This is a genomic window from Paenibacillus sp. GQ49 (genome assembly GCF_059759055.1).
Window position 1 is genome coordinate 225,258 of sequence record NZ_JCAXEL010000006.1, and the last position, 25,073, is coordinate 250,330.

Consider the following 25,073-nt stretch of genomic DNA (forward strand, 5'->3'; position numbering starts at 1 on the left):
AATTTTTACATTAATCTATATCTTACTATAGAGGTGATACATGGAACATGAAGTTTACATGAGGTATGCTTCATCCTTATCAAAGAAAAACCACCCCTGCCCCGCAAGGACGGGAGAGAGATGGTTGGAGAGATCATGCTGACATTAATGGTAAAGTTTTAACTCGGCAATGGACCACCACCACTCGGGAGTGTCCGCGGTCAAAACAATTTTGATGTATCGCGCCGTTTGTTTGGAGAACGTTTCTGAGATGGCTGTTCCTGTTCCCAGGGATTCCGTACCCCCATTCCAATGCTCGCCATCATCAGAAGTGAAGAACTGGAAGCTGCGAGCATAATCGTTACTGCTGCTGCCCGAGTCCATTGTCAAGCGGCTGAAGCTCTGCTTGCTTCCCAGATCAATCTGGACCCATTGATTGGCATGTTGACCAGATGAAGAGGTCCAGCGCGAATTCAGATCGTCGTCGAGCATCGCCGCAACATCTTCAGAGGTGGAGGCAGTCGCTGTCCATGATGTTCGATCCAGTTCAACAGGTAGCAGATGATCCTGTTCCCCGGATATCCAAGGTGTCTGATCAGCGGTATAGACCTCTAATTCAGCCACGGACCACCAATGAGAATCGGTACCCGTCTGTACGACCTTAATATAACGTGCCTCATGCGGTGTAAAAGCGATAGAAAGTAGCGCATCTGATCCTTCACCCGAAGCCAAGGCTTTTCCCCAATGCTCTCCATCCAGAGAAGTATATATTTCATAACCGCGAGCAAAGTCTTCCCGGCTGTGCGCGCTGTCCAGCACAATCCGATTCACTTGCTGCGAGGCTCCCAGATCAAGCTGAATCCATTCGCCGCCTGTTTGAGTCTGACCGGAGGTCCAGCGTGTTTGGTCCGAGCCGTCGAGTATAGCCGCTGCATCGTCTCCGGAGGAAGCGGTCACGGACCAGCCATCTGGCAGCAGCCTCTTTTGTTTGCCCGTTCCATTATGATGAACAAACAACTCGGAGATCGTCCACCATTGATCGGAATCCCCGATCTGCACCATTTTCACATAACGTGCCTGCTGTTCAGGGAAGGTGATGGACATGCGTCCAGGCGTGCCTTCGCCGCCCGCAATGGATGTGCCCCAGTGTTCACCGTCATCCGAGACATAAATCCGATACTGTCTCGGATAGTCTACTTTCGCATGGCCCGGGTCCAATTCTATGGCATCGAACAAACTCTTCTGGCCGAGGTCAATGGTAATCCATTGTCCTTTGGTTTGCTTCCTACCGTTTGTCCATAGTGTATCTGAACTTCCGTCCAGCATATTGGCTGTAACATCTGCTCCTTGAGTAGAGGAGGCGGTTACGATCCATGAAGAGCGATCTGGAGGCGGTACGGGCTGTGGGAGCTCTGGTGTTGCTTCAAGTTTGCCAAATCGGGCAAGCTTGAGTTCAGAGATCGACCACCAGCTGTCTGCAGAGGAAGTCAATACAATTTTGACATAACGGGCGGTTTGCATGCCCAAATCAACGGACAGACTTGGAGATGTTCCTGCTCCCTCTGCGATAGGCTCGCTCCAGTTCTCGTTATCTTTGGATACGTAGATTTCGTACCCGTGAGCATAATCACCGCCGTTGTTGCCGGAGTTCATGAATACCGTATCCATAAACTGTTCGCCACCCAGATCGATATGCAACCAATCGCCGGGCTTCTGAATCTGTCCGGATGACCAGCGTGTAGTCAGATCACCGTCCACCATGCGCTCTACCGGCTCCGAACTGGAGGATGCCGTAATGGTCCATTGGCTCCGATCGAGATAGACTACACCCTGAGAGGCATCCGGCTGTTTAACGACGGAATGTTCCAGCGGGTTAACCTTTACTTGCGCTTTGGCATACACGGTAGCCGAACCCAAAGCGCCATGGGCATTGTAGAAATGAACTGTTTTGACAGTGTCGGACGGATTCCAGATTTGCGCTGTATAGACGCCGTCCTTTTCATACACGGTTGCTGCCGGATCATCTGCCCATATATCCATCGTGCGTGTTCCCGTAGAAGCCATGCTGTGCATGAACCAGTACGCGTTAAAGACTTCATTTTGCTGCATCTCACTCGTATTCCATTTGGCTAGAGCACCTTGCGGGTCTCCAATGGACTGGAATGGCCAGATAATATGCTGCCATGTGCGCTCCTGCTGACCACCCAGGTCCTTAATGAGACCATTGTAGAGAGCCTTAGTATTCTGCGGATCACGTCCATAATAGGTCATCCATTCCGCTGGCGGCAGCCAGTGAATACCGTAAATATGCTCCGCCTCATTAGAGAAGTACGTTCCATACAGGTAGGCGCTGCCGTACACATGACCTACCGTAGCGTGTTGGTAATCCTCCAGCCAGTTATCCCCGTCATAGTTAAACCAGTATTGCTCGGCAGCTTTCTCTTCGGTCATGAAGCCCCAGATCCCGGTGTCGCGATAGGCTTTGTTGCCTGTCACCTCACCCCACATATATTGGCCGACCCAACTAAAGAGGGCTTCACCTGCGGCCTCCTGGTTATTCCCGCTGCGATTATCGGCGTAACCACCTGCCCAGGAGTGACCTGCGTACGGATCAAAATTGCGAAGCCATGGAAACTGATCATCTGTCCTTGAAGGATTGGCATAGTCCCGAATCAGAAGCTCAACCATGTCGCCGTAATCTTGCAAGAATGTTTTGTCATATGTGGCCAGTACAGCCGATGCAAAAACGTAATAACCGTAGGTGAAATGATGATCTGTCAATCCCGTATTAACACCGAATCCGCTACCGTAAGGGAAGATGGTTCCCCATTCATCCGAATAATAAAAATAATACGAGTGCAAAGGTTCGTCCTGCGAATAGGTATACCAATCTGTCAAAATAGTTCGAAGCAGGGACAGATAGTTGTCTCGTCGTACCGTATCTCCTATCTGGTCGCTGATGAGTACACCCAGCGCAAGCGGATGAAGCTTTTTCCCTTGCCAGTAAGGATCCTCGCTCATCAGATTGCCTGCCGTATCCGCGTCAAGCTGATCCAGATAGCTGATTAATTGTGCACGCGAGTAGGTTGGATCATCTGGCTCCACAAATTGCGGAATAATGCCATAGAATCGATCCTGTGTCGTAAACGTATTGCCTTCACTTACTTTCATCATGCCGCGAATGGAAGGGTAAGCAAGCTCCGTTACCGGAGTAGTCGCTAGTTTCCATTGGTGCGGCAACAAGGCCATCAGTGTCTCGGAGGAAAAGCCTGCCCGCTTCGTCCGGGTTACCGAGTTGAAGGTAGTCGTTACCAGTGAAGTGCTCTCATTATAATTGTAGTCCACTGTTGTATCGGTTACAAAGGCGTAGGCATGCCGGTAATAATAAGACAGTTCTGCCGCGGACGGCAGGGTAGCCAGTGACAGATAGTTTTCGCTCTGGCCCAGCTTGATTTTGAGCGTATTGCCAAGTTTCATAAATACGGTTCCTTCAGGTGCAAAGATCCCGTAGTTTCTTGTAAAGGTCTGAGGCGTGGGCGCTCTGTCCTGATTGGTTACTTCAACACCGATATGATCGGCCGTCAGCGATTCTCCATCATTCAGAACAATTTCACGGTTCTGATCATCGAAGAGACGTGTGATGTTGGGAGAACGAACAATAATGGTATCCGGGTTATCGAAGGTGTTGTACAGGAAAGGGGAACCTTTCACAAACGTGGTATTCATTTTGGCCGTGTCATCATCGCTCATGATGATCGTTGCGGAATAATCCCCATATCCCGCCACCTTGGTATTTACCTCCGCCGGGTTCATATTGCTGGTGCTCATGATCAGATCCGGTTCACCGTCAGCGTCCATAGAACCGCCATCAGCTGAAACGTAACCAGCTCCGGGATTCAGAAGTTGAAGTCCTTGTTTGGTATATCTGCTTTTAAGCGGGAGTGTGACCAAACTGTTGCCATCCCCCAGATCGGATACAAGAATAGACTGCCACCAGTCATTGGAAGGGAGGGGCGCTGTGATGTCAGCTGTGCGATTTTTCGGGTTTTTCGGCTGCAGCATGGTGATGTCATTTACAGCGTAACTACCGGAACCCACCTTTACCGAGGACGGTTCAGGGATATTCGGAATTGTATGCACAGGTTTGGCATCGCCTTCGATATACTCGTAGACGTCGAATGCGTACAGGGAGTATCCGTTGGTTGTTCCTCTGCCAAGTCCGGCTAATTTCACATACCGTGCTTCGGCGTATACCGGAATCTCATCCCGTCCACCGTCGCTGTGCAGTTCCCGGTATAATGTAGTCCACTGGTCTGCATCATTTGATACTTGAATATCGTATGCACGTCCAAAAGCGTTTTCCCATTGTAGGGATACGTTCCCGATTTCCCGGATTAGTCCAAGGTCTACAACAATCCATTCCTGATCCTTGTAGATGGAAGACCAGCGTGTATCCGGACGGCCATCCGTTACATTCCGTGCTTCGTAATTCCCTTTTTCCATTTTGGCTTTATCCTCGGCTGAACGGCTGGGCTCATCAATTTCTTCCGAAGACGCTGTAACCGGTTGTCCTAGTGCAAGGTTCATTGCTAATGGTTTGGGAGGTGGATTTGCTCCGCCCGTCCCATATACATTGAATTCGTATACAGAGACGCCATAGGCTGGCTGTGCTCTTTGATGACTGAACAAGCGCACATATCGTGCCTCCGCTGTGACCTCAATTTCTGTCAGGCCGCCTTGCCCCTTCGTTGTCGAGTAAACAGACTGCCAGTTGACCTCGTCGTTGGATACTTCCAGATCAAAGGCGGAAGCATACGCATTTTCCCACTGGATGGAGATGCCCGAGATGGAGGCCACCGTGCCTAAGTCAACATAGATCCACTGCGGATCTTGCTGCCATATGCTTTCCCAGCGGCTGTTTTTGTTGCCGTCAACCACAAGATCTGCCGTATTGCCGCCCAGAGATGAGGAACTGTACACAGGCCGGTTCAGGGATAACAGATGATGTTCCTCATCTGCGGCGTTCACTTTTGAGACCGGCCACAGCGGGATGCTGCTAATCAACAACAGAACAGATAACAGCAAGTTCATGTAGATGTTGCGTGTTTTTCCTCTTTGACTCGTTCGTACCTTCATATGACTACTCCTTTGTTAGCCCTTGCCATCTCACCAGACAGAGCTTCTCTTCTTCTCTTTCTCGCTACCGTATGTATCATTTTGTTTCCCGTGTTGCTTTTGTGAGATGTGAATCCAATGCTCAACACGGGATATTCAGGTGCCCCATTTTGTATATCGATCATTTTGTCTGGAATATAAAGGTTTTTTAATCGTTTTCGTGGAAAAAGAGACATATGTCCTACATAATGTATGGGGAATGTGCAACTGTGAAATCAAGATTCGGAATCGTTGTTCTCCAACAATACGATATCTTCGCCCCGTTGTTGCCTGAGAGCAATATTGTCCCTCCCCCAAGCACACATGACATCCACGATGGTGTTGGCGGTAACGCCATATTCTGTAAGTCCATATTCTACTTTGGGAGGCATCTGTTGGTAGACATGTCTGGTGACAAGGCCGTCCCGCTCCAGCTCGCGCAATTGTTGAATCAGTACTTTTTGCGAAGTGCCCGGGATGCTGCGCCCTAATTCGCCCGTTCTCTTTACTCCGGACATCAATTGACAGATGATCAGCGCCTTCCACTTGCCACCTATAATTTCGAGCGTCGCTTCAATGCCCAGATTGTATTGTTTCATCCTGATTCACCTCAGTTTAAGTTTTACGTGTTATATAGGGTGTAACTATTTATTTTCTCACGGTTCTGACACCGAAGTCCATACACACTTTGAGGTAACCATCTTACTTCATTGTGTGTATTTTCTTTTGACTGGATGTGACTGATAATGGTCCATATTCAATAAAGAAACCAGCACCCTGGATGGGAAGAAAGGAACTTATGATGAAAACACTTGTTATTCTGGCACATCCCGATATCGAAAGTTCAAGAGTCAATCGTCGCTGGAAGGAGGAGTTGTTGCAGCATACAGATGATATTGTTCTTCACGAATTATATTCGGCCTACCCCGATTGGAAGATTGATGTTTGCCGAGAACAAGAGTTGTTGGAGACACATGATCATATGATGTTGCAGTTCCCGTTATATTGGTACAGTTACCCACCGCTGCTGAAAAAATGGTTTGATGACGTGTTTACCCATGGATGGGCGTACGGATCGAAAGGTAATCGATTGAAGGGAAAGCGGATGGGACTGGCGATGTCCATAGGGGATAAGCAGGAGAATTATGCGAAAGATGGTTCCATCGGTTACAGCGTAGAGGAACTTGTTGCACCTTTCGTAGCAAGCATGAATCATGTAGGGGTTCAGGCGCTGCCGCATTATGCAGTCTATGGTGCCTCGTTCCAGTCTACGGATGAAGAGATTAACCGTAGTGCTGAAGAATACATGCGTTATATAAAACAGTTCCGGGATTTTTGAAGTTAAAAGGTGAAGCTCTTCATAAAAAATGTACTGAAAAGGACCTGACTCCACATATGGTGAAGTCCAGGTCCTGATCAATAAACGAAACATTAATAACCGAATAAAACTACATTTATTCTACGCGGAAATAATCAAAATCTGCATATCCTCCGGTAGACTTCGTTGCATAATTGAATAGTGCAAACCGGTATCCCATAAAGTGTGGCAGGGTGTAAGACATTTGAAGTGTATTGCCAATGGTTGTCCAGTTGCTGCCATTCAGGCTATAAGCAAAGTAGGCTTTGTCGGTTTGGTTCGTAAAATCACAGATGACGCGGAGATAGATTCTGTTCTGGTTTAATGGTACAGTTGCTACTTCAGTCATGGTGCCGGAGCTGGCATTAGCCATAACGATGGATTTGGTGCTGCCCGTCATTTTTACGCCGACAAAACCATATTTGGCCTGAAAAGCAGCGAGTCCAGCATAATCACCATCCTTCATGCCGGCTGTATCCAAAGCGGTCATCCCTGTGCTTTTTGGACCAAAGGTTCGTTGTGTCAGCGTGTTGCGGGCTTCTAACAGGTTTTTGCTGATTTTGCCTGCGGTTAACCGCATGAAACCGGGCCGCTGGAGCAGGGACCAGTTGGCAGCATCAGGGTTATGATTCCACTGCCAGAAAGTAGCGAGACTGGATGTACCGGAAGATGAATTGCTCGTCAGGGAGACGTCATCCACATAAAACGCCATCAAATCATTGGTCGGGTCCGGATTCGAGTTATACGGTGTTTCCACAAAAATAAAGCTTTGGGACAGGTCTGCATTCGACGGAACGGTATACGTACCTTGAATGGTACCCCACTGTCCGCGTGTTAACGTCGCACTGCCCATAATGGTAATTCCGGTATAACTTGCACCGTTCTGGATGCTAAGATTGAACGTTTTGGTTGCAGGACCAGTAGTGTATTTGATCTTTGCCAAAAAAGAGTACGTTCCTCCTGGTACTAGCTTACCTGTAACCATCTGTTTGGCTCCGCCTGCTGTCTGCTGTCTGCCGCTGACGAGCAAGCTTTTTGTACCGCTGAACGCTTCGGCATTTGTTACGGTGATGTTCGCCGTATTGTTGCTGGTCCAGGGCTGAATGCTACTTTCCTCAAAGCCGCCGTTCACTAACAGTTGCGTTACTGAGGGTGTGCCTGATGTGGTTGCGTTGAACTCATCGGACCCGTAGATTTTGGCAGCAGGCTGACCTTCAACGGGCATATTCATGTTAAGGGGAACCTTGCCGTTCACCCCAAACACAGGCCAGTTATCCGACCACGTCACTGGAACAAGATAGGGGATGCGCCCAATGGCTCCGCTATCACGAAACAGCAAGCCGTACCAAGCGCCGGATGCGGTATCCACGATGCCTCCTTGGGCGATTCCCGAGTCTCTGAGTACAACTTTACCTGTGTATGGACCTGTCAATGTGTTTGCACGATAGGCAAGCTGAATGCGACCATCACCCGAAGGCCAGGCAATCAGGAATACATAGTACATACCATTGATCTTCTGAATGTGTGCTCCTTCTGCCTTTACAATCATGTTGGAGCCGGCTACACTGCTTGCGTTTGGAATCAGGACCTGATTGAGCCCGCCGGATTTGACGGATTTGGCATCTGGTGTCAGCTCAACGATACTGATGTTATCACTGCCATGAACAAGAAAGGTTCGATTCCCGTCAAACAAAAGGGAGGGGTCATGGTAATAACTGTTCAATGTGTAAGGTGTCCATGGCCCTGTTTCAATATTGCTGGTTTGGTAAATATACGTCTTGCCCGTGGAAAGCGATCCAAAGGCCACATAATATATACCGTTGTTGTACCGCAAGCTGCTCGCCCAGGAACCACGCCCATACTCGTTTTGTCCATTGTTCAGGTTCTGTATATCCCCGTTTCCAAGCGTATCGTATACATAGTTTACGATGCTCCAGTTGACCAGATCATAAGACTTCATGACCGGGACTCCCGGATTCATATGCATCGTTGTACTTGTCATATAAAATGCATTGCCCACCCGAATGACGTCACTGTCAGGAACATCCGCGTAAATAACTGGATTGCTGAACGTTGCGGCTGAAGCTGCCGGACTTGTCAAAGGGAATGATGTTATAAGCAAAGGAAGAGCGAGTAGAAGAGCACTGATTTTTTTCCACATATTCTATCCTCCCAATTGATCATGTCCTATGAATTAAAGCGAGTACTCCAGATAATCAATGTAAGCATCCCAAGTGCCATTATCCGTTGTTACGACCAGCTTGATTTCCTGATTGCCTGTAGCATGAGTGATGCCGGTGAGGGTTTGAACGGTCGGCTCCGTTCCCGTGAAGTAGAAAGAACCAGCGGTTACACCCCCGATGACCAGATCAACACGGGCTGTATTATTGTTGTTGGAAGCGCCGCGGACAGAGAATTGATGGGTTGGGAATGCAAAATATTGATTGTATGCTGCATAATCATTGTTCCCGTAAAGAGCGACTCCATTAAAAGGGGAACTGATCACACCAGCGTATTGGCCGCCAAGCGTCATATTCTCGGCTTCGTAACGGGTAACGTTTGGATTGGGATTTGGATTAGGATTTGGGTTACCGCCCGAACCGGATGTGAACTGCCAGTAGTCCAGTTTGAACAGATTTCCATTGCCCGAGCCTGTAAACACCAGATACAAACGATGTACCCCTGTAGCATTGGTAACATTGGTCTCCATCTCGCGCCAAGTTTGCGAACCGCCAGTTGAACTTACGTTAAGTGTTCCAACTAGTGGGCCTGTCGGACTGTCCAGTCGAACCTCGATGTTGCCATTTCCGGTAGAAGCGACATTGGCCTTGAACTTGGAGGCTCCAGCTGAGCCAAAATCAACATTGCCGACCGCGATCCAATCCCCGTTATGAATATTAGTGACATTCTGATTGGCTACAGGTCCACCGCTCGCTTGACTCGGTTCAGTGTTAATTCCTGCTTGCCAGCCAATGGTTTCGGCTTCCACGCGGACATACGGGTTGAGGTTAGTGGTCTGAGGTACACCTGTCATATTCCCCTGAACTTCCTGGATTGTTCCATCCGCATTATGTGTCAGTTTGTTGATATGTGTGGAACGGTACCCTTTACCATCACCGAGGAATGCCTTGCTTACCGTTTGCGCATGGTACGCCACATACCATTCGTTGTTGAATTGGAACACGGCATGGTGGTTATTGCCGCCTACACCGAAGAACGTGCCAGGATTTTTCAGAAAGTGTCCTTTATACGTGAAAGGCCCCATCGGGCTGTCGCTGACCATGTATCCGATCTCACCTTTCGGATATGCAGTGGGGTGTGTTCCCGCGAAGTTGATGCAGTAGGAGTAATAATATTTGCCGTTATACTTGTGGATACCAGAATCTTCGAACATATAAGGAGAATCAATAGTCACAGCACTGCCCACCACACTGGTCATGTCGGCACCGAGACGAATGACCCGAGCTGTTTTGGGGTTGGCAATGGAAGCAGCGTTGGTATCGTTCGGGATGCCGCCTCCAGCATACAAGTAAGCAGAGCCATCATCATCGACAAGTACAGCCGGATCAAAGAGCCAGGTTACGCCGGACATACCCGGTGTACCGTGAGTCAGGAGGGCACGACCAATTGGATCGGACCACGGTCCAATGGGGGAATCAGCCGTGAGTACGCCAATACCTCCACCCGAGTTGGCAAAGTACAGGAAAAACTTTTCTTTGCCAGCAATGGTTTTCTTCGCCATGGCAGGAGCCCAGGACTGAGTAGCCCATTTGGCAATTCCTTGTCCATTATTGGCATTATTCGCACCCGCTACCGGGATGGAACCATGGTCTGTCCAGTTCACCATGTCAGCTGAGGAGATGACGTTAATTTTCCCAATCGTGCTGTACTGGTTCTCTCGGACAGAGCCGTCACTGTTGTACAGATATGCATCACCTGTCATGTAGACATAGACCCGATTGTTATGGACGAGCACATAAGGATCGGCTCCCAGTTTATGATCGATGAGGGGATTAGAGTTTCCAGGAAGTTTGGCAACGGCTGCATTGGCTGCATGGCTCGATTCAACGGGCAGGGTGACAAAGATTAGCAGACACGACAACAACAAAACTAGCGGTTTACGAATCATACGTTTCGCCTCCATGAGATTGGATTAGTTGGTGAACTGAAATTCAGAATAACTGAGATGATGAAATGTCGAAAAAACGAAAAGATTTTCCTCATGTGACCCCCTTCTTGAAATAATGGTTAGGTTGGCTGTTAGGTTAAGTCTTCATGTTGTCATATATGGTTTAAGCCAAACGACCTGTGCACCGGGTACGTGGTCACGGCAGCAAGGGGAGTGGCTATAACCCGAAGTAAACCTGCATCTGTGTGTGCGATTAGAAAAGCTATAATCTGTCAGGTTTCTTTTTGTAATCGCTTTCAATAAAATGGGTTAGAACACTGAAATTTGGCGAAGAAAGAGGTGTGGTCACATTTAAATGTAATTATTTTTCATATTTTCTTTTAAATGTTTATTAACTTGACGATATCATATCACAATTTTAAGATAATACAATCTTTTTCTATTTTTTAGTAGAGGATGAAGAAGATCATTATTATTTCTATGTGTTTAACATTGGGCTTGATGGTAAAATACGATCTCGAATTCTATAAGACTACACTCTCAAGCACAGCTTTATCCGCCCCATCAAATAGATAGCAAAAAATAGATAGCAAATAAAGAAGTCTTAAGCTGTGACCGTTTCCCTGGAATCTACCAGAGGAACGGTCATTTCTTTTTTTTCTGGAATGGATCCTGGTTATATAACAAAATCTACTCTTACTTGCTGACCAACGTTGGCATTGCATAATTTCTTCTCTTTGTTGTACATATCCCAGTTTTTGTATAGCTAAAGCCCTGTGCGTAAAAGGTTGTTAAGTGATAATGGTGGATTGCCCCCTGTGTTTTGTCCACACCGTTGGTTGAGTGTTTGAATATTACTATCGAGTGAGCTTATGCCAAATACTGCTAGAGTCAGAGGTTCATAAAAGGTGGGATGGGAAAATGGCTATTTTGTCAACTGGGCCGATTGAAAACAATCTGGTTTCCGGGGTTAGACCGACCCAACAGGTAACGATTAGATTGGTAAGTCGGGCTGAGGTGGATTCTGTAACAGTATCCATTCAGGGGTATGTGCTAAGCACAACAAGAACGCTGTATGTGAGTGAAGTAATCAGTATTGCCCCTAATGAAGCAGTGACCAGAAATTATTTTGCAGATTTAGATGCTTTTGAGTTTGTTTTTGGAACAGATGTGGGAGGCGTGGAGGAAGTAGAGATTTCAGTGTGGGGCAAACAAGCCTCTGGACAATTGGTTGATGCACACCGAGTGGTGGAGCACGAAAAAACAGTTAATAACATCTAGCAGATCAGAAATCCCTAAAAGAGGAGATGTAGCGATGAGCTTTTTATCAACAGGGCCAATAGAAAATAATGCTGTTAGCGGTGTAAGACCGACTCAGACAGTTACTGTCAGAATTGATAACCGTAGTGATGTGAGTACCTCAACCATACAAATACAAGGATATTACATGAGTGGTGGAATGAGGGTCCTGTATGTAAGTGAGTCTTTTGACATCGCACCCAATCAAGTAGTAACCAACAACTATTTTGCGAATCTTGATGCCTTCGAGTTTACTTTTACAACAACAGCGACGGTTAATGATCCTGTGCAAGTATCCGTATGGGGTAAGAGCAGCACAGGCGCTTTGGTAACAGCCCATCGTTTGGTTTCTTCCGAATTGCTGGGTGAAACCCCAAGCATCAACGGAGCTACAGGCGCAACCGGGGCTACGGGGGCGACAGGCACACCAGGGACAGCTGGAGTGACCGGTGCAACAGGCGCACAAGGCACAGCAGGAACAACAGGAGCAACAGGTACAACCGGAGTAACCGGAGCAACAGGCACAGCGGGGACAACGGGTGTAACCGGAGCAACAGGCGCATCAGGGACAACGGGTGTAACCGGAGCAACAGGCACAGCAGGTACAACGGGTGTAACAGGTGCGACAGGCACGCCAGGTACAACGGGTGTAACCGGAGCAACAGGCGCAGCAGGTACAACGGGTGTAACCGGAGCGACAGGCGCATCAGGTACAACCGGAGTAACAGGAGCGACAGGCACAGCAGGGACAACGGGAGCAACAGGAGCGACAGGTACAGCGGGCACAACCGGAGTAACGGGAGCAACAGGCACAACAGGTACAACGGGTGTAACCGGAGCAACAGGCGCATCAGGTACAACGGGTGTAACAGGGGCGACAGGCACAGCAGGGACAACGGGAGCAACAGGGGCGACAGGCACAACAGGTGCAACGGGAGCAACCGGAGCAACAGGCACAGCAGGGACAACGGGTACAACCGGGGCTACGGGGGCGACAGGTTCTGGAACAATTATTCCTTATGCATCAGGACTTCCAGTTGCGTTGACTACAGTTTTGGGTGGACTTTTGAATACTTCCAGTTTAGTAGGTTTTGGCAACAATGCTACCGGAGTAAGTGTTAACGGAGGAGTTATTGATCTCACAGGCGCTGCAGGCACATTGCTTAATTTTGCTTTCTCGGCATCGCGTGCAGGAACGATTACTTCACTGGCCGCTTATTTCAGCACAACAGCCGGACTTAGCTTGGTTGGATCTACAGTAACCATAACTGCACAATTATTCCGTTCCACTACACCTGATAACTCCTTTACAGCTGTACCGGGTGCATTGGTAACCTTGGCTCCTCCACTGACCGGCATTTTGGCACTGGGCACAATATCCAGCGGAGTGACTACAGGACTGAGTATTCCGGTATCTGCCGGTGACCGCCTGCTTATGGTGTTCTCAGCATCAGTAACAGCCGGAATTGATGTGGCTACAACCGTAGCCGGATATGCAAGCGGCGGCCTTACCATCACTTAACGGAAAATGGGCTATATAACAAGTTTAAAGACAGGGACCCTTGCCAACGTGGTGAGAGGTCCCTGTTTATGTGTGTGTGTTTGTTTTCAAACTCTCTTCAAATGAAAGATAAGGACTATACAAAAACATAAAAAGACGAGGATTGCTCCTCGCCTCGTACATACCGTGGCCTACTCAATTTCACTCTGTTTTGGTTAGGCTGTCTACGACAAATTTAAGTTGGGCTTCCAACGAAATTGGGTCACTAAACACGAAGCCACGGCTTTCCTCGCGATAAACGTGGTTATTCTGGACAGCAGGGAGGTTATCCCAGATAGGACCTTCAAAAACGGAATCCCCACTCTCATCACCTGTCCATCCACTAATAAAGATATAGTCTCCTGCATATTGTGGTAACAATTCAAGTGATAACTTGGCCCAACCTTTGCCGCTATCGATAGCTTCCTTCTGAATGATCGGCGGTGCCTTCAGGCCGAACTCGCCATAAATAATATCTCCACCTCTACCAAAGCTCCCGTAGGCATAAAATTCTTTGGCACTTCCCGTATCAAAAATCGAAACCGTGCGATCACCTACCGCTTGCTCCACGAGTGGTTTGTATTCAGCAATTTTAGCGTCCCACTCTGCGATCCAGACCTTCGCTTGCTCTTCTCTACCAGTCATCTTACCAAAATCCATCAATTGCTGCCGCAGAGGTACTCCATATTCAACAGCGACGGTCGGTGCAATTTTGGACAGCTTTTCGATCGTTTCAGGGTCATTCCAAACGACAATTAAATCCGGCTGCAACTCCATGATTTTCTCGTAGGGTACATCGTTACCGATGTTGACAACGTCATCCAGCTTTCCTTCTGTATAACTGTTAAAGGACTCATCACCCGTTCCAACAGGCTTAAGGCCAAGCGCTAGCAAATGACCGGTAAAGGCTCCTGCAACCATTACGACCCTTTGAGGTTTTTTGGGGATTAGTACTTCACCGTTAACCGCAGAATAGGTTACCATCTCCGAGCTGCCGGTTGTGGTGTTACTGATATTACTCTCTGCACCTACAGTTGGACTTTGCGTACTGCCAGTGCTTCCATTCGTGTTTGCTGGTCTGGAACATGCGCTAACCAATAGAGTTAGGCACAACAGGAGGGTAATTCCTACAGGTAGTTTGCTTCTATACATCCGTAAATCTCCTTTTTCGCTATGTTGATAATGATTATCATCTCTGATATCAATATAACGACGGAGTTTACGCGGAGCAATGGATGATCGAAGCCTAAGGATAGGACGATAAGAACCTCTTGTCACTTGTCCGGACTCATCCTTGAATTGCTTTGGTGTGACTCCCGTATGCTTTTTGAACATTCTTATAAAATAGGATACATCAGCATATCCAACGCTTGCAGCGACTTCTTGCAGAGATAACTCGGTCTTTTGCAACAGCGTTACTGCTTTGTTCATCCTAATACCGATTAAGTAATCGATTAGACTTGCGCCAGTTTCACGTCGGAAGTACTTGGACAGATAAGGGACGCTGTAATGGAATGTATGAGCGAGTGTTTCCCGCGTCAGCGGCTTGGCGTAGTGCTCCTGCATATAGCGAATAAGCTGAGAAGCAAGGTTAGGCCTAACAATGCTTACCTGCTGTTGATCCATTTGTCTGAGCAATTCATATACAAATTGATAGAATAGTGTTTTGGTATGGAGTCGCTCCAAGCGTCCCGGTTTATTCCACTCGCCCAGCATTCGCTCAGTGATTTCGTAGAGGATGGCAGGATGATATGGAATAAAACCGTACTGGAGGTGGAATGGCAATGGTTGATCCGGTTGTTGAAGTGTATGCTGCTTGCCAGGTAGCGGTAAGGAGGCTTTGTAGAAAATCAGGTAATAATGAAAGGATTCGTTCGTTGGGATGATGTCCAGACGGGTGTTTTTGCCCCCATGAAGCATATAAAATGGTTTGGTAGCATGCTCATTTCCGTCTAAGATCACGGTTGCATTGCCATTCGTTACGTACAAAAAGGCGCTGGCAGGGAACAGGTAAGGACGTACGCACTCGTCGGCCTGTATGACAATATGTCGTACATCCATGATTTTGAGCGATGCACAATTCCAGATGAGTATGTGTTCTTGTACATTCAAGGTTGCTTTCAATAGAGAGTTGTCTTCCTTCCATGAGCTGTTGAAGCCAGCCTTTTATGTGGTGAGGTTATTATATAATAATATTAGTGGCTACTTGCAAAAAACTGAAATACAGCCGCTGCAATGCGATATACATATTCCGAAGTCTAAATGAATTGTGTTGCAGGTAAAAAACGATCTATAATAATAGATGTATAAAAATACATATTTTAGGGAGAGCCAAGATGGGAAAAAGATTGTTAATAGCACTATTAAGTATGATCATGTTATTTGGAGTCGTACCTGCATATGGTGCAGGAACTTCTGAAAATTCTTTAATATGGGAGGGTTACAACGACAACGGAAGAATGGTGGGTATTAATTTTACTACGTTTACAGGCAAAAAAAGCACAACGAAATCTATTTATAATAAGCAAGCTTCACAGCAAAAAATTATTGGGAATTGGATTTATTTTTTAGTAGAGGACGAAGAAGATCATTATTCTATCGCTAAGATTAAAACAGATGGTTCGGCATTCGCTTACGTATCCCAAGATGATAATTTTGCAAGTTTTGATGTTGCTGGAGATACGATTTACTTTGTGAAAAGTGAATACAATGGTAATTTGTACGATGATTTATCTTATGGCTCAATGAAGACAGATGGTACGAAGAAACAGATTATTTTGCCTGTATCTCCTTTTTATAATTTTGAGATTAATAAAGAGTATGTATACTATACGGAGCGGCATACAGATTTGTTTTATCGTATGAAAAAAGATGGTACCGCAACGAAATCATTATCCTCAAAAGGTGTGTCAGTATACAAATTTTATGGTAATGTGTTGTTTTTTTCTGAGATGATAGATGGAGGCTATAGTTCCAGAGGTGTCTTTGCAGAGTTGGATGGAGCCAGAAAAAAGACATTTGCATCAGATGGTTATATTCATCCTTTAGCATACTTGAATAATAAGTTCTATTACCGAAAAAATACGATAGACAAAGTAGGCAATACTAAAAGTATTATTTATGTTTATAATCGCTATACAGGTAAGAAGAATAAATTTGCTTCTATAGATTATTATGACCGCTTCTTAGGACAAGTTGGAAACAGTCTTGCATTCGTAACCTTTCCAAAAGGAGATGTATATAAAATTGGGCTTGATGGAAAGTGAATAAATAAATCTGGTTATATTCGCCCGCCTGCTTGGCGTTCATACGTCCAAAGGTTTTGTGGAGTCGGATGTTGTAGTATTGGCCGCAGGAACAGGTACACCCGAACTTTGTAACCCGTTAGGTTGTCACGTGCCGGTAACTTCGTCACCTTCGATTCTGATTCGGATGAAAACTGCGAATAAACTGATACACACATTAATCTCCAATGCGCAATTTGAAGTGCGTCAATTGACAGATTATACGCTGCTGGCTGCGGAAGATTATATCGACGAGTCGGATTAAAACGGACCACTGGCGGTCGGTAAGCGAGCGTATGACACATTGCGTCGCAGTCTGAAGCACGGAAATCAACTGGAACTGGAGAGCATAAAGGTCGGATGGAGACCCATGCCTGCAGACGGTTATCCGATTGTGGGCTTCCATGATCACATGAATGGACTTTATCTGACGGTAATGCATTCTGCAATTACGCTGGCGCCGCTGATTGCGCATCTGGCTGCAAGCGAAATTATTGATGGCAAATCAAGAAATGAATTAGACCCTTGTAGACTCTCCCGGTTTTAGGACCACTCCACAACGAAAAAGTACATCCCGACATGAGGATGTACTTCAATTTACATACGGTATATCTGTTTAATTCTTCTTCTACTCTTCCCCGGTAGCCACCGGATTCTCCTCATAACTGATCCAGTCGCTCCAGCTTCCGGCATATACTTCGAACACGGCGTGGACGGTCTGCTGGAAATGGATGAACAGCCAAGATGAGCCATTGTCCTCAGAATAGTGGTATTTCCTGACCATTGATTTTGGAAAGTGAAGTGGTCACAATAGTAATATTGCCATAAATGACGGAATTGTTATTTTTGAAGAAGATCAACTTTCCATGATTAGATCGTCGATCCTTCGATGTCCGTTTAATGCGAAGTAACAGGGAGGAGCATCCATGCAGCAGGATGACCGGAGTGTCACAAAGTGGCGTAGTTCTGCAAGGGCATTGGCTGCGCAACTTATTGAATGGTCCGGAGGAACGGACAATATTATTGAAAGCACCCATTGCACGACACGACTCCGACTCCGGTTGCAGAACAGTGAACTGGTGGAACAAGAACGGCTTGACGGTATGCAGGAGATTCAAGGGGTGTTCGTTCGTGCTGGACAACTGCAGGTTATTCTTGGTCCCGCTCTTGTCTCGAAGGTTAATCGCCAGGTGAACGGCATGCTTCAGTCAGCTGCTTCGTCCATACCCAAAGAAGACGATCCGAATGGACCTATCACACCACGGCTACACGAAGTAGATCAGACTGATTCCCATCCAATGCCTTCCGTGTCTACGGCTAGCAGATGGGCCAATGATAAGGGCCTTCATTCAAAAGCGCTGTTGCGCAGGTTGATGGACGCCTTCCAATTTTTTTCTGATATCGTGGTGCCCATTATTCCGCTCTTCGTCGGGGCTGGGCTGCTGTTGGGTCTCTTGGGACTTGCGGGGGCATTCGGTTGGGATGATCCTGGCCAAATGTGGTTCCGGCTTCTGACACTGCTGACGGGTTCAGCGTTCCAGCTGATGGCGGTTCTTTTCGGATACAACACGGCCAAGCGGTTCGGCGGAACCCCAGCGCTTGGTGCAGCTGTTGGGATTGTCATGACTCATCCGGGGATTGTTGCGTTCACCGAAATCGGTGGAGATCCAGCCTTTGCTCAAGCTTTGCCCATATCCCCGCAATTCGGGTATCAGGGAGCCATAATCCCAACCGTTCTTGCGGCGTTTATGCTGACGATAATTGAGAAAAAACTACGCCGATGGATACCGTCATCCGGAGCTGTTCTTCTCGTTCCCTTTTTAAGCTTTAGCATCGCGGGCAGCCTTGCGGTACTGGTTATTGAACCCCTTGCTCTTGGTCTGGGGCGCTCGCTGGGAAGTATTCTGGAGCATGTCTTCAATTACGGGAGCTTGCTATTTGGCCTTCTGCTTGGAGGGATATACAGCTCCATCGTGATCACCGGTCTCCATCACGGGATTCAGGCTGTCGAGGTTGGATTGATATCCAATCCGGATATCGGCTTCAATTTCTTGCTTCCGATCTGGTCCATGGCGAATATCGCGCAAGCAGGGGCCGGTCTTGCAGTGTATGCCAGAACCCGGGATGGAGCATTAAGGAAAATAGCTTTGCCTGCGTCGATCACGGCGCTGTTCGGTATCACTGAGCCAGTCACCTACGGTGTTAATCTTAAACTTGGGCGCCCCTTTCTGGGTGCTATTGCCGGAGGAGCCGCCGGAGGGGCATATGTCGCTTTTCATCAGGTCGTGGCCAATTCATTTGGGCTAACCGGAATCTCGATGATCGCTTTTATCGTACAGCCCGGGTTGATGAATCTTGTTCATTATCTGATCGGTTTTGTGCTTGCTCTAGCCACGGCTTTTAGCGTTACCTTGCTGCTCGGCGTGGATCGGATTGTTCGACCAGATACTGATAAACTTAACGAACAGGCATAGGAGACTAACATGAAGATCAAAAAAATACTCAACAATAACGCCGCTGTGGTTAACGATCATGGAGAAGAGAAAATTGTCATGGGGGCGGGGATTGTTTTCCGAAAAGGAAAAAATGATATTGTAGACCCAAGCCTTGTTGAAAAAGTGTTTGTGATGACGGATCCAAAACAGTACAACCACCTTCAGGAAATACTGGGAACCCTGCCCGAAGAAGAAATTGCGGTCACCCAGCAGATCATCACTTTCGCCGAGAAATCATTGGGTGTCACGTTCCATGAGCATATTCACATCGCGCTTACAGACCATCTCTCGTTTGCCCTGGAGCGGATTGGCAAGGGAATCGAAATACGAAACACGCTTCTTGAGGAGATTCGTATCCTCTATCCAAGAGAGTTCCAGCTCGCGCTTCATGCCAAGCATCTGATCCACAAGAAATTACAAGTAGCCATCCCGGAAGATGAGGTAGGTTATATCGCCATGCATATCCATACTGCCTGGAAGAATGCGGGTATGCGCCACAAGGCTCCGGAAAAGACGGCCATGATCAGGGATATCGCAGAAGGTGTGGGACATGTTGCCGGTGTGCTGGATCGGGGGTCTGCGAACTATGAGAGACTTTTGACCCAGATTGAGAATATGCTGCAAACGGATGAATCAGGCAGACTTCGCAATGAACTGAATCCGGAGCTTGTAACGATTGCAAGGATGAATTTTACCGAAGCATATACACAGGCCCTCGAGATCGGTGAAATGGTTGAAGAGGATTATGGATATACTTTTACCGAAAGCCAACTGGTTGTGATCGCCATGGAGATCAGCCGGATAGATCATCGACTTAATCCATCCATGGATTGATTCTTTTGCTTGGTATACTGAGTCTCTGGTCCTTGAACTAAATCGGGAGTTTCGATCTATAGCCAAGTTTTGATAGGACCCTATAGAATAGTTATCGACAGTTGAATATGTCGGGATTGTTACTGGTAAGCAGGCAAGACCTAAAAGTCCGTTGGGATCGGTGTATCCACCATACCCTAGCGATTTTTAGGTCTTTTTCTGTTTTTCAGAAAAAATGACAAGAGAGAGGGAAAAATCAATGAATATCCAGAAGCTTGTGAGAAGAGTGACCGCAGTAACGTTTGCAACAGCACTATTGGCAGGTGGGGGTGTTTCGGCTTTAGCCAAAGAAAAGAAGTCTGACTACAAAGAGAGTTATGGTATCTCGCATATTACACGTGCAGACGCCCTGAAAATCCCTGAGAAACAAATTAAAGAACAATTCAAGATTCCTCAGTTTGACGCTTCTGATATCCAAAATATCCCTTCCGCAAAAGGATGTGATGAAAATGGTAACGTCATCGACATGGATGTGTGGGATACCTGGCCGCTGCAGAATGCGGATGGTACTGTAGCAGAGTATCATGGTTATCAAATCGTCTTTGGTTTGGCGGGTGACCCGGATCGGGGATGGGACACATTCATCTATATGTTTTACAAAAAAGCAGGAGACACATCCATTGATGCCTGGAAAAATGCAGGCAGAGTGTTCAAAAACACCGACAAGGACGTCCCGAATGATCCAATTCTGAATCACCAAGCAGAGGAATGGTCCGGCTCTTCTACACTGACTGCTGATGGTCATATTCGTCTGTTCTACACCAATCGTCATGGCTGGGACCCGGCCAATGGATTTTATGGCAAGCAAACCCTGACGACTGCTCAGATTAATGTCTCCGAACTTCCAGAGGACACGCTCAAGGTGGACGGTGTTGAAGATTTCAAGTCGATCTTTGATGGTGACGGAAAAATGTATCAAACAGTCGATCAGGCTTTCAGCGGGGGGGATTTTTCCGACAATCATACGTTGAGAGATCCTCACTATGTGGAAGATAATGGTCGTAAATACCTTGTTTTCGAAGCCAATACGGGAACAGAAATGGGCTATCAGGGCGAGGATGCATTCAATAACAGAGCCTTCTACGAGGGAAGCAAGAAGTTCTTCCAGGCCGAGAGGGAGAAATTGCTGCAAAGCCCTAATAGGAAGCTGGCCTCCCTGGCCAATGGCGCTCTGGGGATCATTGAATTGAATGACGACTATACCTTAAAACAAGTGATGAAGCCGCTGATTGCCTCGAATACAGTAACAGATGAAATTGAACGCGCTAATATTTTTAAGTTGAATGGAAAATGGTATTTGTTCACGGATACAAGAGGAGCCAAAATGTTTGTGGATGGCATTGATGACGAAGATATCTACATGCTGGGCTATGTATCTGATTCTCTGACAGGACCTTACAAGCCGTTGAATGGTACTGGACTTGTATTGCATCAAGATCTGGACCCTAAGGATGTAACCTGGACTTATGCACATTTTGCTATTCCGCAGGTTCAAGGCAATAACGTAGTGATCACCAGTTATATGACCAACCGAGGAATGTTTGAAGATCATCGTTCTACCTTCGCACCAAGTTTCTTGGTGAATATCAAAGGGTCCAAAACATCCGTAGTGAAGAACAGCATTCTGGCACAAGGACAATTGACAGTGGAATAATCAAATTCCACAGAAAGTCTGAAGAAAGAAAATGTCGATATCTATTGGCATTTTCTTTTTCATAAACGAGGTATCTGTGATGAATAACAAAACCAGAAAGAAAATGGTCATATGGTTTACTGTCTATGGTATGATCACGCTCGCTTTCACTATCATTCCGATCCTGAGCCAAAGCGGATGGCCTACCGAGGATACGGGAATAGCCTCTCCTAGGGAGAGTCTAAGAGCTAGCTTTCATTTTACAACGCCAGACAAGTGGAAGAACGATCCCCAAAGGCCGATATATCTGAACGGGAAATACCACTACTATTATCTGTATAACGGTGATTATCCCACAGGCAATGGTACGGAATGGCGGCATGCAACATCGGTCGATCTGGTCCATTGGAAGGATGAAGGCGTGGCAATTCCCAAATACACGAACCGGAACGGTGATCCATGGTCAGGCTCCCTGGTTGTGGATGCGTCAGGTACAGCTGGTTTTGGAAAAGGGGCGCTTGTTGCCATTATGACACAGCCTTCTGCGAGCAGTGGACAGCAGGAACAATTCTTATGGTACAGCACCAATCAAGGGAAAACGTTTAAGCCTTATGGAGATCGACCGGTGTTAAAGAATCCGGGACAAAAGGATTTCAGAGACCCTAAAATCATCTGGGATGACCGATCCCGAAAATGGGTTATGGCTCTGGCTGAAGGAACGAAGATTGGATTCTACGAATCGGCTGATTTGAAAAATTGGCGATATACCGGAGGCTTCTTCACGGAAAACGTGGGTTTGGTGGAATGTCCTGATCTATTTCTGATGCGGGCAGATAACGGAACCTCTAAATGGGTGCTCGGCGTAAGCGCCAATGGCAGGTCCTCAGGACAACCCAACACCTACGCTTACTGGACCGGAAGCTTTAATGGCACAGAATTTGTTCCGGATCTTCATGAACCACAATGGTTGGACTATGGCTTCGACTGGTATGGAGGAGTTACATTTGAAGATGGGGCAAGCAGTGACAAATCCAGTCACCGCTACGCATTCGCCTGGATGAATAACTGGAACTATGCCAACAATACGCCGACACTGCAGGAAGGTTACAACGGCATGGATTCCATTGTTCGTGAAATTAAACTTATTGTATCCAAAACGGGCCAGTATCGACTGATCTCAAGACCGATTGAGTCACTGGAACAAGCGGCAGTCTCGAAGTCTGCCTTCAAACCGATTACAGTGAAGGGATCTCATGCACTTCATGTGAGGGGAGATTCCTATCAGCTTGAGGCTGATATATCGTGGACAAAGGTCAACAATGTTGGATTAAGGCTTCGGGAATCCAACGACCAGAGCCGACATGTGGATACCGGCGTCAATGTAGAAGGCGGCTATGTCTATGTGAACCGTGCATATACCGGGAATCCTGACAGGAGTGGCCAAGACTTGGAGAGTCAAGCGGCATATACTCCCGAGAAGAACAAGGTTCATCTCAAGATTCTGGTAGACAAGACCAGTATCGAGGTCTTTGTTGATGACGGTTCATTGGTGTTATCCAATATCATTTTCCCCCACTCCAACGACCGTGGAATCACGCTATATACTGAAGGGGGGACGGCAGTATTTAGCAACCTTCAGATTAAATATTTTGATTAATTGGCGGCCTCCTGTACTTTACGAATAAACGTTCTACCGGCTTGCCCCAGGAACTTGTCAGCCCGATACACGATGCCAATATCTCGTGTGGGTGTAGGCTCAACCAGATTGATTATATGATAGAATCGGTCATCCCAGGTTTGCAAAAGCGGCTTGGGTAAAACGGTCCCGCCAACATTATTTTTCACTAATCGCATCAATGAAATCATGGCTGACGTTTCGATAATGGGGTTTAAATCAAAGCCTTGGTTCTCGCAATAGGAATCTATCAACTTGCGGCAATGATGATGATCAGGAAACATCACGAGACTCAAATCTTTAAGTTCCTTCAAGTATATTTGCGAGCGTCCCGCCAATTCACTGCTTTTTGATACGGCTACTGAAAATTGTTCCGTATATAAAGGCAAATGGACAAGCTTGCTGTCTTCCATAACAGGAACTGTGGTAATGCCGATATCGATGTTTCCCGCCAACACCTCTTCGACAATTCGATTAGAATCCTGAATGAGGAGCTGGATATTCGGAAACTCTTGATGGAATTCAATCATGGCTGGTGTCAAAAGTTCATCCACATCACACGGTAGTACTCCCAAGACTAATTTTCCTCGTTGCAGCGTGCGCAAGTCGTTAATCGCATCATAAGCATAGTTCAGGTTTCTGAAAATCTGATTGCACTGTTCATAAAGAATCTGTCCTGCTTCTGTTACTGCAATTCGCTTGCCCATCCGATCCAACAGGGGAGTCCCGATCTCATCCTCTAACGCTTTGATTTGCTGACTTAACGTTGGCTGTGCAATGTTTAACAGTTCAGCTGCTTTCGTGAAATGTAACTGTTCGCAAACAGCTTTAAAAGCCTCCAGGTGCCTCAGTTCCATTTTTGTCTCTCCAATCATTCGAAATCACAATGATTATAATTCGAACTATCTATTTTTACAATGATTTAATATTTGATATACTTCGAAGCAAGGAACGGCCGTCTCCTGAATATAAGCCCATATCACTTGGAGGTTCAAAATGAAAAACGAGCAAAATAATCCGTTTGCAAGATTGCCTGAAGTAGCCAGCTTTAATATGACAAGTTCGGATATCTCTGAAAATAGTGTATTATCTGCTCCACAGCTTTCCGGAAAATTTGGGGTAGAAGGCGGACAAGATATTTCACCTGAATTGAGATGGTCCGGCGCTCCCGAAGGGACAAAAAGTTACGCAATTACGGTGTATGACCCCGATGCTCCAACGGGATCAGGATTTTGGCACTGGTCTGTCTATAATATCCCCGCTAACGTGACAGCATTGGCAACTGGAGCAGGAAGTGAGGAGGGCACTGGTTTGCCTAATGGAGCCATTCAATTGAAAAACGACGCCTCGTTTACAGGTTTCATTGGTGCTGCACCACCCGTTGGAGATGGACCACATCGTTACTTTTTTATCGTTCATGCTCTGGATGTTGAGGATATAGGTATTACGGCTGATGCAACACCTGCTTTTCTAGGCTTTAACATGCTTACTCATACTTTAGGAAGAGCAGTGATCATGGCAACGTTAGAAAGATGATCATCGTCTTCATAAAATAAATTTAAGAAGTATTACTCCACATCGTTGCATACCAAGTCGCTATTTTAGCGACTTAGTATGCGGCTCTGACTGTAGGGTAACAGGACAAAAAAACAGAC

General features: G+C 46.8%; 17 protein-coding genes. 11 read left to right on the top strand and 6 right to left on the bottom strand.

All coding sequences use genetic code 11. The annotated features are described in order from the left end of the window. Positions 1-144: 144 nt before the first annotated feature. Both AC6CIF_RS13845 and AC6CIF_RS13850 read right to left on the bottom strand, forming a co-directional pair. On the bottom strand, positions 145-5,115 hold the full coding sequence (locus AC6CIF_RS13845) for a discoidin domain-containing protein (protein WP_498200062.1): 4,971 nt from the start codon (positions 5,113-5,115) through the stop codon (positions 145-147). Positions 5,116-5,369: 254 nt separating this feature from the next. Continuing rightward, entirely contained in the window at positions 5,370-5,732 is a 363-nt protein-coding gene (locus tag AC6CIF_RS13850; protein WP_498200063.1) for a winged helix-turn-helix transcriptional regulator, read from the bottom strand. 203 nt (positions 5,733-5,935) lie between these two features. On the opposite strand from AC6CIF_RS13850, the gene AC6CIF_RS13855 reads away from it, so the two are divergent. Then, positions 5,936-6,472, top strand: coding sequence for an NAD(P)H-dependent oxidoreductase (locus tag AC6CIF_RS13855; RefSeq protein ID WP_498200139.1), 537 nt, complete (start codon positions 5,936-5,938; stop codon positions 6,470-6,472). A gap of 115 nt (positions 6,473-6,587) precedes the next feature. Here AC6CIF_RS13855 and AC6CIF_RS13860 read toward each other — a convergent pair whose 3' ends face one another. Both AC6CIF_RS13860 and AC6CIF_RS13865 read right to left on the bottom strand, forming a co-directional pair. Next, positions 6,588-8,651: a beta-xylosidase family glycoside hydrolase gene (locus AC6CIF_RS13860; protein WP_498200064.1), complete on the bottom strand. Its 2,064-nt coding sequence runs from the start codon at positions 8,649-8,651 to the stop codon at positions 6,588-6,590. 33 nt (positions 8,652-8,684) lie between these two features. Beyond that, positions 8,685-10,619 carry a carbohydrate-binding protein gene (locus tag AC6CIF_RS13865; protein ID WP_036617489.1) on the bottom strand — a complete coding sequence of 645 codons (1,935 nt, stop codon included), beginning with the start codon at positions 10,617-10,619 and terminating at the stop codon, positions 8,685-8,687. A gap of 921 nt (positions 10,620-11,540) precedes the next feature. Here AC6CIF_RS13865 and AC6CIF_RS13870 point away from each other — a divergent pair. Together AC6CIF_RS13870 and AC6CIF_RS13875 are read left to right on the top strand one after the other, a co-directional pair. Then, complete coding sequence (locus AC6CIF_RS13870) at positions 11,541-11,900, top strand: hypothetical protein (RefSeq protein WP_498200065.1); 360 nt, start codon at positions 11,541-11,543, stop codon at positions 11,898-11,900. A 34-nt stretch (positions 11,901-11,934) separates the two neighbouring features. Next, positions 11,935-13,440, top strand: a complete 1,506-nt coding sequence (locus tag AC6CIF_RS13875; protein ID WP_498200066.1) for an exosporium glycoprotein BclB-related protein — start codon at positions 11,935-11,937, stop codon at positions 13,438-13,440. A gap of 180 nt (positions 13,441-13,620) precedes the next feature. Here AC6CIF_RS13875 and AC6CIF_RS13880 read toward each other — a convergent pair whose 3' ends face one another. Continuing rightward, positions 13,621-15,582: an AraC family transcriptional regulator gene (locus tag AC6CIF_RS13880; RefSeq protein WP_498200067.1), complete on the bottom strand. Its 1,962-nt coding sequence runs from the start codon at positions 15,580-15,582 to the stop codon at positions 13,621-13,623. A 212-nt stretch (positions 15,583-15,794) separates the two neighbouring features. On the opposite strand from AC6CIF_RS13880, the gene AC6CIF_RS13885 reads away from it, so the two are divergent. From AC6CIF_RS13885 to AC6CIF_RS13915, 7 genes are all read left to right on the top strand, one after another. Next, the gene (locus AC6CIF_RS13885) at positions 15,795-16,724 is read left to right on the top strand and encodes a DUF5050 domain-containing protein (RefSeq protein ID WP_498200068.1); all 930 of its coding nucleotides are present in this window, start codon (positions 15,795-15,797) and stop codon (positions 16,722-16,724) included. Positions 16,725-16,803: 79 nt separating this feature from the next. Further along, positions 16,804-17,007, top strand: a complete 204-nt coding sequence (locus AC6CIF_RS13890; protein ID WP_498200069.1) for a hypothetical protein — start codon at positions 16,804-16,806, stop codon at positions 17,005-17,007. Positions 17,008-17,046: 39 nt separating this feature from the next. Next, a complete protein-coding gene (locus AC6CIF_RS13895) occupies positions 17,047-17,289 on the top strand; it encodes a hypothetical protein (protein WP_498200070.1) in 243 nt (80 codons plus the stop codon). A 379-nt stretch (positions 17,290-17,668) separates the two neighbouring features. Continuing rightward, positions 17,669-19,216, top strand: coding sequence for a PTS transporter subunit EIIC (locus tag AC6CIF_RS13900; RefSeq protein WP_498200071.1), 1,548 nt, complete (start codon positions 17,669-17,671; stop codon positions 19,214-19,216). A 9-nt stretch (positions 19,217-19,225) separates the two neighbouring features. Next, positions 19,226-20,071, top strand: coding sequence for a PRD domain-containing protein (locus tag AC6CIF_RS13905; RefSeq protein ID WP_498200072.1), 846 nt, complete (start codon positions 19,226-19,228; stop codon positions 20,069-20,071). A gap of 238 nt (positions 20,072-20,309) precedes the next feature. Further along, a complete protein-coding gene (gene sacB, locus AC6CIF_RS13910) occupies positions 20,310-21,764 on the top strand; it encodes a levansucrase (protein ID WP_498200073.1) in 1,455 nt (484 codons plus the stop codon). 79 nt (positions 21,765-21,843) lie between these two features. After that, on the top strand, positions 21,844-23,400 hold the full coding sequence (locus AC6CIF_RS13915; protein WP_498200074.1) for a glycoside hydrolase family 32 protein: 1,557 nt from the start codon (positions 21,844-21,846) through the stop codon (positions 23,398-23,400). Here the strand turns inward: AC6CIF_RS13915 and AC6CIF_RS13920 are convergent. Continuing rightward, positions 23,397-24,275, bottom strand: a complete 879-nt coding sequence (locus AC6CIF_RS13920; RefSeq protein ID WP_498200075.1) for a LysR family transcriptional regulator — start codon at positions 24,273-24,275, stop codon at positions 23,397-23,399. The genes AC6CIF_RS13915 and AC6CIF_RS13920 overlap by 4 nt on opposite strands. A 139-nt stretch (positions 24,276-24,414) precedes the next feature. On the opposite strand from AC6CIF_RS13920, the gene AC6CIF_RS13925 reads away from it, so the two are divergent. After that, the gene (locus AC6CIF_RS13925; RefSeq protein ID WP_498200076.1) at positions 24,415-24,954 is read left to right on the top strand and encodes a YbhB/YbcL family Raf kinase inhibitor-like protein; all 540 of its coding nucleotides are present in this window, start codon (positions 24,415-24,417) and stop codon (positions 24,952-24,954) included. The last annotated feature ends 119 nt before the right edge of the window (positions 24,955-25,073 follow it).